At 65.9% G+C, this 13053-nt stretch carries 11 protein-coding genes; 3 read left to right on the forward strand and 8 right to left on the reverse strand.

Annotated features, from left to right (window positions below; genetic code table 11):
- Nucleotides 1–4: 4 nt before the first annotated feature.
- The 6 genes from ABR323_RS02715 to ABR323_RS02740 form a co-directional block, all read right to left on the reverse strand.
- Nucleotides 5–1798, reverse strand: coding sequence for a DUF2142 domain-containing protein (locus ABR323_RS02715; protein WP_439448098.1), 1794 nt, complete (start codon nt 1796–1798; stop codon nt 5–7).
- Nucleotides 1798–2781 (reverse strand): glycosyltransferase family 2 protein, encoded by a 984-nt coding sequence (locus ABR323_RS02720; protein ID WP_439448099.1) that lies wholly within the window; start codon nt 2779–2781, stop codon nt 1798–1800. Before ABR323_RS02720 ends, ABR323_RS02715 begins: the two co-directional genes overlap by 1 nt.
- 116 nt (nt 2782–2897) lie before the next feature.
- Nucleotides 2898–4268, reverse strand: coding sequence for a pyridoxal-phosphate dependent enzyme (locus ABR323_RS02725; protein WP_439448100.1), 1371 nt, complete (start codon nt 4266–4268; stop codon nt 2898–2900).
- Nucleotides 4269–4569: 301 nt separating this feature from the next.
- Nucleotides 4570–4806, reverse strand: a complete 237-nt coding sequence (locus ABR323_RS02730; protein WP_135272208.1) for a YdcH family protein — start codon at nt 4804–4806, stop codon at nt 4570–4572.
- Between the two features lie 324 nt (nt 4807–5130).
- On the reverse strand, nt 5131–6015 hold the full coding sequence (locus tag ABR323_RS02735; RefSeq protein ID WP_135272207.1) for an OmpA family protein: 885 nt from the start codon (nt 6013–6015) through the stop codon (nt 5131–5133).
- On the reverse strand, nt 6012–6377 hold the full coding sequence (locus ABR323_RS02740) for a DUF4398 domain-containing protein (RefSeq protein ID WP_135272236.1): 366 nt from the start codon (nt 6375–6377) through the stop codon (nt 6012–6014). Before ABR323_RS02740 ends, ABR323_RS02735 begins: the two co-directional genes overlap by 4 nt.
- A gap of 121 nt (nt 6378–6498) precedes the next feature.
- Here ABR323_RS02740 and ABR323_RS02745 point away from each other — a divergent pair, with 121 nt between their 5' ends.
- The 3 genes from ABR323_RS02745 (at nt 6499) to ABR323_RS02755 (ending at nt 10507) form a co-directional block, all read left to right on the forward strand.
- A complete protein-coding gene (locus ABR323_RS02745; protein WP_135272206.1) occupies nt 6499–7626 on the forward strand; it encodes a PilT/PilU family type 4a pilus ATPase in 1128 nt (375 codons plus the stop codon).
- 120 nt (nt 7627–7746) lie between these two features.
- Nucleotides 7747–9030, forward strand: coding sequence for a putative DNA modification/repair radical SAM protein (locus ABR323_RS02750; RefSeq protein WP_439448101.1), 1284 nt, complete (start codon nt 7747–7749; stop codon nt 9028–9030).
- Entirely contained in the window at nt 9011–10507 is a 1497-nt protein-coding gene (locus ABR323_RS02755) for a UdgX family uracil-DNA binding protein (RefSeq protein WP_439448102.1), read from the forward strand. Before ABR323_RS02750 ends, ABR323_RS02755 begins: the two co-directional genes overlap by 20 nt.
- Before the next feature lie 9 nt (nt 10508–10516).
- Here the strand turns inward: ABR323_RS02755 and maiA are convergent, their stop codons facing one another.
- Both maiA and ABR323_RS02765 read right to left on the reverse strand, forming a co-directional pair.
- On the reverse strand, nt 10517–11200 hold the full coding sequence (gene maiA, locus ABR323_RS02760) for a maleylacetoacetate isomerase (protein ID WP_439448103.1): 684 nt from the start codon (nt 11198–11200) through the stop codon (nt 10517–10519).
- Nucleotides 11201–11214: 14 nt separating this feature from the next.
- The gene (locus ABR323_RS02765) at nt 11215–12204 is read right to left on the reverse strand and encodes a fumarylacetoacetate hydrolase family protein (protein WP_439448104.1); all 990 of its coding nucleotides are present in this window, start codon (nt 12202–12204) and stop codon (nt 11215–11217) included.
- Nucleotides 12205–13053: the final 849 nt, after the last annotated feature.

The following is a 13053-nucleotide window of genomic DNA, read 5'->3' on the forward strand; positions in this document are numbered from 1 at the left end:
TTCATCAGGGCTCAGGGCAACCGCGCGGGAGTATGTCGTCCTGGTTTTCCGTTTCCAGGAATACGCAACTGTCCACGCGTTCCTGGCTGTGGCTTTCCCACACACTTACGCCGCTGCCATCGCGCGGCGCGACTTCCCCGCCTACATAGGCTTTGCCATCCAGCTTGAACTCGGCGTAGCCATTGTCGGTGAGCTCTGACAGCTCGAAGGGCAGCACAAGCCGCTCTCCTCCCTGGGTCCACAGCCGCAGTTCGGCCTGCCCGGCATGCGTGGTCATATAGGTGCCAAACCGCACCGAGATACGCTTCAGGCCAGCAGGATCCTCGCTCTGTGCGGGCAGGAAGTGCAGCGGCACGGTGTTGTCGGGCGTCAACGGTGGCGAGGGCTTCAGCTCAGGCGCCGCGATTGCGGACTGCGTCGCGCCGGTATGGTAGCGCTCGACCAGGAGCGAACAGCTCGCATACGCCATCCAGGCCAGGAACAGCATTGCCAGCCCGTGCCCGGCCCTGAACAGCAGGCCATCGCGCGGTGCTGCGCTGGCCGTCAGCGCCATCACCAGGCATAGACCCGGAATCAGCAGATAGCGTCCCTGAACGCCATCAACGGTCGGCGAAGCGGGATCGGTCCACTGCACCAGCAGGGCAAGGAAGGTCATCAAGACCGACGCCAGGCAGACCACGACCAGCGTCCAGCGCGCCAGGCTCTGGGTGCGCCACCCTTCCAGGTCGAGCGACAGCAGCATCAACACCACCAGCGTCAGCCCGGTCATGTGGTAGAAGGCAGGTGAGAAGGACGCGTCCAGCCAGCCCAGCACGCCGATGAACGACACGACGTAGAAGGACATCCGCGCCACGTTGGTCCAGGTCGCGAACAGGATGGAGGTCAGTTCACCGGGATGCGTGAGAAGGTGCAGCAGGCGAGCTGCATGATCGATCCGATGGCTGCTGGGGGGATAGACCGTCGTCTTCACCGTGAACAGGGTCCACGCCAGCACGAACACACTGATGGCGATCGCAATATACAGCTGCCGACGCTCGCGCATCAGCCATGCTGCGACGAAGGGCAACAGCAGCATCGGCAGCATGTTCGCGCGACAGGCACAGACCAGCAGGACACTTATGTGGAGTGCAGCCACCGCCGCCGGTGGCGAGGCACGGCCATCGGTAGCGATCCGCATGAAAGCCGAGAGGCCAAGCAGTGCCACTGCCGTGGCCATGGGATCAAGCACCGCCGCGCCAAACAGAAACAGGTTCATCGGCAATGCGAGCAACGCCAGAACCACCGCCGAAGGCCGGTGGAGTCTGAAGGCCAGCAGCAACAGAACCCCGCAGGTCATCCATTCCAGCAGGCGGGCCAGCCGATAGGATTTGCCCACGCTCATGCCCAGCGCTTTGCCCATGCCCAGCCCCACGGCTTGTGGCGCGTACATCAGCGGGAAGTAGTAAGCGGTCCCCACTGCCGTCTGGAACTGCGGCTGGTCGCTCCACTTCACGCCGCCTGCCGCCTGCAGTTCGTCAGCGGAGACTTTGCGCTGTGACGCTCCCTTCAGTGGTTCGAAGTACGACATGTACTGCACCAGGCCACTGTCGAGATAGCCTCCCGAAGGGGATCCATCCACCGACTTCAACAGGATCTGCCCCTGCCCCATCATGTAGGCACGCTTGACGTGGTCGTACTCGTCAGGCGCCTGGAACGGCGGCGTGATCGCAGACAGGACCAGGCTGACCAGCAGGGTAGCGAGCAGGTACAGCGGCCAGACCTGAGGCGCCGCACGCTCTGCCTGGGCGGACACGCGCATCAGGCGTTCCCCACTTCAAGCGCCGACCAACGAAGCCGTGGATGGACAGCATGGCGTGGGGTTGCTGCGATGTCCTGGCCGAAGAAGGCAAGCAACAACTGCACACCCAGCAGTATGGGCATTGCGGCCAGCATCACCGTACCGCTGCTGGCAACCTGCCCGGTACCAATGCTGGTCAGCCAATGCTGCAGGCCATAGATCATGCCGAACAGCAACAGCGCCAGGCCAGCCGGCAGTTCGAACGACGCCAGCGACAGATTACGCAGGTAATAGTTGTAGAAAACGCGCTTGCCGAAGTTGCGCAGGTTCTTGAACAGGAACTCCGACAGCACCTGCGAGATCTTCAGATTGCTGACTTCGTCGCCATACTTGGCGTGCATCGGCACATCCAGCACCACCGCGCGCAGCGTGCTGAGCCGGAACAGCATGTCGGTCTCGAAGAAATAGCGCTTGCTGATCCGCCCCATCGGCAGGTGGCGCGCCACATCACGGTGGATGGCGGTGAACCCATTGGTGGGATCGAACAGGTCCCAATAGCCGGAAGAGAGCTTGGTCAGGAAGGACAGCCCTGCGTTGCCAAACAACCGCAGCTTCGGCATCTGCGCAATGCGCTCGAGATCGAAGAAGCGGTTGCCCTTGGTGTAGTCGGCTTCACCGGCGATGATCGGGCTGACGAAGCTTGGGATCAGCGCCGGATCCATCTGGCCGTCACCGTCTACCTTGACGATGATGTCGATGCCGTCTTCGATCGCTGCGCGATACCCTGTCATGACCGCACCACCCACGCCCTGGTTCTCGACATGGCGCAGAACGACAACACGCGGATCGGTGCAGTTCGCTTCAACGAAGTCGCCGCTGTTCATCGGGCAACAATCATCCACCACATAGATCCGATGGATGTCACTCCCCATTCCATCAATAACGCCAAGGATGTGGTTGATGACCTTGTAGGACGGAATCACAACGGCGATCTGGACAGGCATGCGCACTCTCTGAAGTTCTCCGGGCTGGCCCCGGCGGGTAACAAAACAAGCCGATTGTGACATCTGCGACCTGTCCAGAGTGTGCAGGGGGCGAACCCGCCCCCTGCGCAGGACGCTTACTGCACGCGACGGCGCAGGTAGTTCAGCAGGTCGATGCGGGTGATCAGCCCCAGGAAGGCGTCGCCGTCCATCACGATCGCCACCTGGCCGCGGTCGAACACCGGCAGCAGGGCCTCGATCGGCGACTTCACGTCCAGCCGGTCCAGCTTGCTGACCATCGCGGTGGCGACGGTGTCGCGGAAGCGGGCTTCATCGCCATAGACATGCAGCAGCACGTCGCTTTCGTCGACGATGCCAACCAGCTGCTCGCCATCCAGCACCGGCAACTGCGAGACGTCGTACAGCTTCATGCGCTGGTAGGCAGTGGTCAGCAGGTCGTTCGGGCCAATCACCACGGTGTCGCGCTGGCCGTACGGGCGCAGGATCAGGTCGCGCAGGTCGCCGTGCTGCGGGCGCTGCAGGAAACCGTTGTCCAGCATCCAGTAGTCGTTGTACATCTTCGACAGGTACTTGTTGCCGGTGTCCGGCACCAGCACCAGCACCTTCTTCGGCGTGGTCTGCTCTTTGCAGTACTTCAGCGCCGCCGCCAGCAGGGTGCCGGTGGACGAACCGCCCAGGATGCCTTCCTTGCCCAGCAGCTCGCGCGCGGTGTGGAAGCTCTCGGCATCGCTGATGGCATACGCCTTCTTGACGCGGCTGAAATCAGAGATCGACGGCAGGAAGTCCTCGCCGATGCCCTCCACCAGCCAGCTGCCCGATTTGTCGTTGAGATTGCCGTCGTTGATGTACTCGGCCAGGATCGAGCCGACGGGATCGGCCAGCACCAGTTCGGTCTTCGGCGACAGCTTGGCGAAGGCGCGCGACAGGCCCGTCATGGTGCCCGAGCTGCCACAGCCGAACACGATGGCGTCGAGATCGCCGCCCATCTGCTCAAGGATCTCCGGGCCGGTACCGAATTCGTGCGCGGCCGGGTTGTCCGGGTTGCCGAACTGGTTGATGAAGTAGGCACCCGCGGTCTGCTCGGCAATGGTCTTGGCCAGATCCTGGTAGTACTCCGGATGGCCCTTGGCCACATCCGAGCGGGTCAGGCGTACTTCGGCGCCCATCGCCTTCAGATTGAAGATCTTTTCCCGGCTCATCTTGTCGGGAACGACCAGGATCAGCTTATAGCCCTTCTGCTGGGCCACCAGGGCCAGGCCGAGGCCGGTGTTGCCGGCCGTACCCTCGACCAGGGTCGCGCCCGGCTTCAGGTCGCCGCGCTGCTCCGCCGCCTCGATCATCGACAGGCCGATGCGATCCTTGATCGATCCGCCCGGGTTGGCGCTCTCCAGCTTCAGGTAGAGCTCGCAGACGCCGGTGTCCAGGCGCTGGGCCTTGACGATCGGGGTCTGGCCGATGAGTTCGAGGACGGAAGAATGGATGGGCATTCGGAGGACTTTCGGTTCGCGCCACACAGGGCCGGACCAATGATTATCCGACGGATGGCGGTGAAAGTCAGGCGCTGCCGAGATCTCCGCCGAGGCGGCCTGTGAAGGGATGCGGGCGGCCCCGGATCGACGAGGAGACCGGTACCGCCCGCATCGGTGAGTTGTGCCTGCAGGCCAAGGCACCACCGCTTGTGGTGCCTTGGCGCGGCCGCCTCTTCGGCGGCGCCGCGATGCCGGGACTGGAGCGTCCGGCGGGGCCATCGTTGGCCGGGTCACGCCGTTCCGGGCGTGACGGGGTACGTCAAAGCGTGTGGGACGTCATTGGAAGCGGTGTCTCGTACATTCGCAGAAGACGTTGCTTGGCCAGCAGCTTCTCACGCTTCATGCGACCCAGGGTGACATCATCGATCGGGAGTACACCCAACTCCGCGTCCATGCACTTCTTGTTCAACTTGCGGTGCTGGTCATGGAGTGCCCGGAACTCCGGATCGCGCGCGCGACGGGCGTCGATCTCGCTCTGGGGCTGATCTTCAAACATGATGGACCTCCTTCGACAGATACACGAACGCCCCGGCCACAAGGCACGGGGCGTTGTTCATGGAGGAGCGCCGGTCGCTGGCCACCTGGACGCCTGCAACGACCTGCGGCACTGGCCTGCGCACGTCGATCTGCTGCGGTTCGCGCCCTGCTTGCATCGGCCCGGCCCTCCCATCGTCCGGTCCGCGGCATTGCGTCCCGGACGATTGACCCTACGCCTGCTCAAGGCGGGGTACAAGACCCCTGCGTCAAAAAGACCGAACCCCGCCGGGGCGGGGTTCAGGCTGAATGCTCATCGCAACGAAAAACAAACAATATCAAGCAATTACGGGGCGATGATGACCTCGGCCGAACGCGCCCGGGTGGACGCTGCCTTCTTCCCGCTGAGCTGGATACGGTTGCTGGCGACACCGCCGGCGACCAGCGCATCGCGCAGCGCTTCGGCTCGCTTCTGGCCAACACCATTGGCGCTGTCATACGCCTCGATGCGCAGGCGGCCCTTCTTGCCGATGTTCAGGTACTCGGCCAGCGCCTTGGCCTGGTTGCGGGCCCCGCCGGACAGGCTGGAGGCGCCTGCAGCGAACGCGTCACCATTGAAGGTGAAGACTTCGCCGCGGCCGTCGAACTTCGACCCCGGCAACTTCTGCCCGGATACCAGCTCGGCTTCCTCGCGGGCCAGCTTGGCCGCGTTCTGCTGCGCGGCGCTGAGGCGCTGCTGCTGCTTGCCGGCCACGCTGGTCAGGGCGTTCTCGGCGTCCTGGCGGGCCAGGGTCTCGGCCTCGGCGGCCTGGCGCAGGCGCTCGGCCTCCTCGGCCTGCATCTGTGCCTGCATGCGCAGCTGTTCGGCCTCCTGACGCGCACGGGCGGCATCGCGGCGGCTGGCCTCGATCAGCAGGTCGCTGCGGGTACGCTCCAGACGGTCGACCTCACGCGCCGCCAGCGCAGTGCGCACCGCGGTCTCGGCGATTTCCACCCGGCGCTCTGCCAGGTAGGTGGCCAGTTCCTGGTCGCGGCGCTTGGCCTTGTCCAGGGTGGCGATGGCCTGCTGCGCCTGCATGCGCTCGAAGGCGCCCAGCTCAGCCGTGTCGGGATTGGCCTGGATGGACATCAGGCGCTGGCTCAGCTGCGCCACCATCGGGTTGTCGGCGGCCACGGCCAGGGTCGGCAGCGCCAGCAGCGCGGCCAGGGTTGCGGCGGTCATCGGCTTCACCGGCGGTCCTCCCCGGTCGACAGCTGGCGTTGCAGCTGGTTGACCTCGTTGCGGCGCAGCTGCAGCTGCGCGGTGACGGTGGCTTCCTCGCTGCGGACGCGGGCCAGGTCGGCATCGGCGGTGGCGCGCAGGGCCATCGCCGGCGCGTTCTTGCGCTCGCGGCGGTCGCCGGCGGCGCGCTGGGCCTGTTCCAGCCCCTGCCGGGCCAGCCCGATCAGGTCCGGAGCGTACTGGTCGGCATCGGCCTGGGTGGCCCTGTCGACCGCCTGCCGGGCCTGCGCCAGTTCCAGTGCGGCGTCCTGCGCCCAAGCGGGGGCAGACAGTGCGAATGCAAACGCCATCACATACAGGCCATGGCGCATTCGTGCGAAGCTAAGTCGTTTCATTGGGGAGGCCGTACCGGTTGTCGGTTCACGGCCATTGTCGTCAAGCCGACACCGTGCTGGCAACGGGCGTCGGCCGTTTCGTTGGGGAAAATTCGCAATGGATATCGGCTACTTCCTGAAGCTGATGACCGAAAAGAACGCTTCGGACATGTTTCTGACCACCGGGGCACCGGTCTACATCAAGATCGAGGGGAAGCTTTATCCGCTGGGCAATACCGGCCTGCCGCCGGGCATGGTCAAGAAGATCGCCTACTCGCTGATGGACGAGGGCCAGGTGCCGCAGTTCGAGCGCGAACTGGAGCTGAACATGGCCATCGCCCTGCCCGACGCGGGGCGCTTCCGCGTCAACGTCTTCAAGCAGCGGGGGGAGGTCGGCATGGTCATCCGCGCCATCCGCAGCCGGATTCCGAGCATCGAGGAACTGAACCTGCCGCAGGTGCTGAAGGACGTCATCATGACCCCGCGCGGGCTGGTGCTGGTGGTGGGGTCCACCGGTTCCGGCAAATCAACCTCGCTGGCGTCGATGATCGATTACCGCAACAGCACCACCACCGGCCACATCCTCACCATCGAGGACCCGATCGAGTACCTGCACAAGCACAAGATGTCGATCGTCAACCAGCGCGAGGTCGGGCTGGACACCCATGCTTTCCACAACGCGCTGAAGAACGCGATGCGTGAAGCGCCGGACGTGATCCTGATCGGCGAAATCCTGGACGCGGAAACGATGGAGGCAGCGATCGCCTTCGCCGAGACCGGCCACCTGTGCCTGGCCACCCTGCACTCCAACAACGCCGACCAGACCATCGAGCGCATCCTGAATTTCTTCCCGGAAAGCGCGCACAAGAACGTGCTGATGAACCTCGCGCTGAACCTGCGCGCGGTGGTCAGCCAGCGCCTGGTGAAGAACAAGGAGGGCAGGCGCCTGCCGGCCACCGAGGTGCTGATCAACACGCCGATGATCCGCGACCTGCTGCGTCGCGGCCAGGTGCACGAGATCAAAGCGGCAATGGAAGCCTCGCTGGAAGAAGGCATGGAGAGCTTCGACCAGTGCCTGTTCCGGCTGGCCAAGGCCGGCACCATCGAGCAGGAGGAAGCGCTGCGCGCGGCCGACTCACGCGACGGCCTGGCCCTGAAGTTCCGCCTGTCCGAAGGCAGCAGCGGCGAGCACGACCCGTACGCCGATTTCTCGGCCGGCGCGCCGAGCATCACCCACGGCTTCTGACCGGGCCTCGCCCGGCGCTGCGCTTTCGATACCGGTAGCGCCGGGCCATGCCCGGCGGAAAGTCTGAAGGATTCAGGGGTGGTCTCATCCAATGAGACCCCTTGTCCGTAGGTTTCTTCAATGGAAACCATCCGCAAGCTGGCCATTCTGGCCGATGCCGCCAAGTACGACGCCTCCTGCGCCTCAAGCGGCTCGGGCAAGCGCGATTCGCGCGCCAGCGGCGGCATCGGCAGTACCGAAGGCATGGGCATCTGCCACAGCTATACGCCGGACGGTCGCTGTGTTTCGTTGCTGAAGATCCTGCTGACCAACTTCTGTGTCTACGACTGCGCCTACTGCGTGAACCGGGTATCGAGCAACGTGGCCCGCGCGCGCTTCAGCGTGGATGAAGTGGTCACCCTCACCCTGGACTTCTACAAGCGCAACTACATCGAAGGCCTGTTTCTTTCCAGCGGCATCATCCGCAATGCGGACTACACCATGGAGCAGATGGTGGAGGTGGCGCGGCAACTGCGCGAGGAACACCGCTACGCCGGCTACATCCACCTCAAGACCATTCCCGAGGCCTCGCCGGAACTGCTGGCCAGTGCCGGGCGCTACGCCGACCGCTTGTCGATCAACGTCGAACTGCCCACCGAAGCCGGCCTGAGCGCGCTGGCGCCGGAGAAAACCATGCAGTCGATCCGCGGCGCGATGGGCGAGCTGCGCTGGCGAATCGAGGAAGCGAAGGAGGCGCGCAAGGCACCCGCGATGGTCGCACCGGCGACCTCACGCAGCGCGCGCCCGCGCCCTCCCCGCTTCGCACCGGCCGGGCAGAGCACGCAGATGATCGTCGGCGCTGACGGTGCCAACGACCGGCAGATCCTGACCAGTGCCGACAGCCTGTATGGCAACTACCGCATGCGCCGGGTGTACTACTCGGCCTTCAGCCCGATTCCGGATGCCAGCCGCCAGCTGCCGCTGCAGCCGCCGCCCCTGCAGCGCGAACATCGCCTGTACCAGGCCGATTGGCTGCTGCGCTTCTATGGCTATGGCGTGGATGAAATCACCGATACCACCGGGGACGGCATGCTGGACCTGGATATCGACCCGAAGATGGCCTGGGCGCTCCGTCACCCCGAGCGTTTTCCCGTGGACCTCAACCGTGCACCGAAAGAGCTGCTGCTGCGCGTGCCCGGGCTGGGCGTGCGCAACGTGAAGCGCGTACTGATGGCACGCCGGCACGGCCGCCTGCGTGTGGCCGACGTGGCCCGGCTGAGGGCACCAATGAGCAAGCTGCTGCCCTTCGTGCAACTGGCTGACCATCACCCACGCAGGGCGCTGGACGATCCGGCGGCGCTGCGCGCGCAGCTGGCTCCGCCGCCGCGGCAGGGCTTGTTGTTCGATGCACCGCCCGCAGCCTGACGCGCAGCGCTGGTCGCTGCGGGTGGACCCGCCATGGTCGCTGGAAGCTTGGCGCGAGGCCGCGCGCGAGGCACTGCTGCGCGATGTGGCGCCGGCACAGCTGGACTGGTTGGAAGGCGGCGAGGCGTCGCTGCTGGATGCACCGGGCGTGCAGCAGGCGCCCCGGCCTGCCGACGCCAGCGTGCCCAGCGTGCCGCGCGACTTCCTCGAGCTGGCCGCGACCTGCCTGTGTCATCGCGAGCCGCAGCGGTTGGCCCTGCTGTATCGGCTGCTGTGGCGCATCGCCCACGGCGAACGCAGCGTGCTGTCCAACCCGGCCGATGCCGACGTGCTGCGGGCAACGGCCCTGGCCCATGCGGTGCGCCGCGACACCCACAAGATGAAGGCCTTCGTGCGCTTCCGCGAAGTGCCCGGCCAGGCCGATGCTTTCATCGCGTGGTTCGAGCCGGACCACAATATCGTCGAGCGGGTCGCGCCCTTCTTCGCGCGGCGTTTTACTGGCATGCGCTGGGCCATCCTCACGCCCGGCTGCAGCGTGCACTGGGATGGCCAAGCGCTGGCCTTCGGGCCTGGCGGCCGTCGCGAAGATGCCCCGGCCGAGGATGCGCGCGAATCGCTGTGGCAGACCTACTACGCGAACATCTTCAACCCGGCACGCCTGAACACCCGGATGATGCTGCAGGAAATGCCGGCGCGGTACTGGCGCAACCTGCCCGAGGCGCAGCTGCTGCCGGGGCTGGTGCGCGATGCCGCCGACCGCGTGCAGGAGATGCATGATCGGCCGGCGCAGGCGCCGCAACGGAAGATTCCGCAGCGTCCTGCGGCCGGGGTGGTTGAGGACGGGCCAGGGAGTCTGGAGGCACTGCGCCGGCAGGCCGCCGGCTGCCGCCAGTGCCCGCTGTGGGAACCCGCCACCCAGGTGGTGTTCGGCCAGGGCCCAGCCAATGCACGGGTGATGGTGATGGGTGAACAACCCGGCGACACCGAGGATCTGTGCGGCCGCCCGTTCGCCGGGCCGGCGGGCCAGCTGCTGGACCGGGCCCTGGCCGAACTCGGCATCGATCGCGCCACGCTGTACCTGACCAATGCAGTCAAGCATTTCCACCACGAACGACGCGGCAAGGTACGCCTGCACAAGCGGCCCGAAAGCCGCCACGTGCACGCCTGCCGGCCATGGCTGGTGGGCGAGATCGCGCGGGTACGGCCGCCTGTGATCGTGTGCCTGGGGGCAACGGCCGCCACGGCGCTGTTCGGCAGCGGCTTCAACCTGCTGCGCGACCGTGGCCGCTGGCACGTGCTGGAGGACGGCACCCGCGGCTATGCCACGGTACATCCGGCCTGGGTATTGCGGCAGAAGGATGAAACTCGCCGCGAGGAGGCCTATCGGTTGTTCCGCGATGATCTGCGGCAGGTGTTGGCGGCCGATTCCGTGCCCGCCGGGCATGGCCCGGCGCTACCACCAATTTCCGGCGGGTGAAACGGCGCCTCAGGCGGCGTCGAGCTGGTTTTCCGGGCGCGCGCGCTCGAAGGCGTCCACTGCCTGGCAGGCGGCCTCGATACGGCGCAGGGTCGGGTACGGCGCCAGATCCAGACCGAAGCGGTGCGCGTTGTAGAGTTGCGGCAGCAGACAGATGTCGGCCAGGCCGGGGCGGTCGCCGTGGCAGAAGGTGCCGGTGTCGCCGCTGTTGGCCAGCATCGCTTCCATTGCCGCGAAGCCTTCGGCGATCCAGTGCAGGGTCCACTGCGTGCGGGCGTCGGCCGTCAGCTGCAGGCTGCGCTCCAGGTACTGCATTACCCGCAGGTTGTTGATCGGGTGGATGTCGCAGGCCACCAGCTGGGCCAGCGCACGCACCCGCGCACGGCCGGCGGCGTCGGCCGGCAGCAGCGGCACCTGCGGGAAACGCTCGTCCAGGTATTCCAGGATCGCCAGCGACTGGGTCAGCGCGTGCCCTTCGTGCAGCAGGGTCGGTACCAACTGCTGCGGATTGAGCGCGCGATAGGCGTCGAAGTGCTGCTCGCCGCCTTCGCGCACCAGGTGCACCGGCCGTGCCTCGCAGGCCAGGCCCTTCAGCTCCAGGCCGATGCGCACACGGTAGGCGGCGCTGGATCGCCAGTAGGTATACAGCACGAGGCCGTCGTCGACCGGGCCGTCGTCAACCAGGATGTCCATCGCCGCCTCCATGCTCAGGGCTTGGCCGCCTGTTCGATGCGCTGCTCGATCGCACCGAAGATGCTGTTGCCGGCGGCATCGAGCATCTCGATACGGACCACGTCGCCGAAGGACATGAACGGCGTGCTCGGCTTGCCGTCGCGCAGGGTTTCCACCACGCGCTGCTCGGCGAAGCACGATGCGCCCTTGCTGGTGTCCTCGTTGGCGATGGTGCCCGAGCCGACAATGGTGCCGGCGCCCAGCGGACGGGTCTTGGCCGCATGCGCGACCAGCTGGGCGAAGTTGAACTGCATGTCCACGCCCGCTTCCGGCGCACCGAACCACTGGCCATTGATGTGGGTCAGCAGCGGCAGGTGCACCTTGCTGTCCTGCCAGGCGGCGCCCAGCTCATCGGGGGTGACGAACACCGGCGACAGCGCCGAACGCGGCTTGGACTGCAGGAAGCCGAAGCCCTTGGCCAGCTCGCCGGGGATCAGGTTGCGCAGCGAGACATCGTTGACCAGGCCGACCAGCTGGATATGGCCCGCAGCCTGTTCCGGGGTGGCCGCCATCGGCACGTCGTCGGTGATCACCACGATCTCTGCTTCCAGATCGATGCCGTAGTCCTCGCTGACCACCTTGACCGCGTCGCGCGGGCCATGGAAGCCGGCGCTGGTGGCCTGGTACATCAGCGGATCGCTGTAGAAACTTTCCGGCACCTCGGCGCCACGGGCACGGCGCACGCGCTCGACATGCGGCAGGTAAGCGCTGCCATCGACGAATTCATAGGCGCGCGGCATCGGCGCGGCCAGCGCCTGCGGATCGAGGTCGAACACGCCATCGGCGTCGCCGGCGTTGAGCGATTCGTACAGGGCGTTCAGGCGCGGCGCGATGTGGCTCCAGTCTTCCAGGGCCTGCTGCAGGGTGGCGGCAATGCCGGTGGCGCGCACGCCGTGGCGCAGGTCACGCGAGACGACGATCAGGGTGCCGTCGCGGCCGCCTTCCTTCAAAGAACCAAGCTTCATGGGTGGGTGTCCGGAGTCGTGGGCAAACAAGTTTCAAGTGTAATCAAATCTGCGGCGGCGCCAAGCTGCAGCGCGGCATCGGCCCACCCTACCGTAGTGGGGGGTTCGGCAGGGCTGCGCCCTGCACCTGCCGAGGCAACGGCACAAGCAACAGCCGGCTATCCGTGGGGTGGCGGGGCGGTGTGGGTAGGCAGGACACGCCGTAAACCCTTCCATGGGGGCTCGATGGCGCCATCCATGGCGCCAACGGTCCTGCCTACCCACACCGCCCCACCTCTGACAGATTCCCGATGTCTGGTAGATCCACGCCATGCGTGGATGAATCTCAATCGGAATCGAATATTTCGAATTGATTTGGAAGAGCATCCACGCATGGCGTGGATCTACTGCAGATCGCGGAAAACTGTCTAAGGCGAGGTGGGTCCGGTGGCGGGAGTGTCCGCGGCATGGATGCCGCGGCCAAGCCCCCAGGGACGGGTTTACGGCGTCTCCCGCTACCGGACCCACCCCGCCCCCTCAGGAAACCAGCTTTTGACGTTGACGTTGACGTTGCTTCGGCCTCTGCAGGTGCAGGGCGCAGCCCTGCAGTGAGAACCTTTACCTGAACAGGCCGTTTTGCGCGGGGTCTCAACCATCAGTTAGACTATGCGGGTCTGCAGCGGCCGTCCGTTTCCCTCCGGGATCGCCGGCGACCAGGGTCCGCCCTCTTCGCCCGCCCCCACTCCGACGCCGTTCGTCACGCATTCCAGCCTGCGCTTCGTGCCGGCTGCACCCAATTCTCGCAGCGCGGTTCACGGGAACGCTCCGAGTCAGCCGATCAGTTTGATCTGCCCCCGTCTGTCCGTTCGG

This window comes from Stenotrophomonas sp. ATs4 (genome assembly GCF_051861585.1).
Lineage (GTDB): Bacteria > Pseudomonadota > Gammaproteobacteria > Xanthomonadales > Xanthomonadaceae > Stenotrophomonas > Stenotrophomonas maltophilia_AS.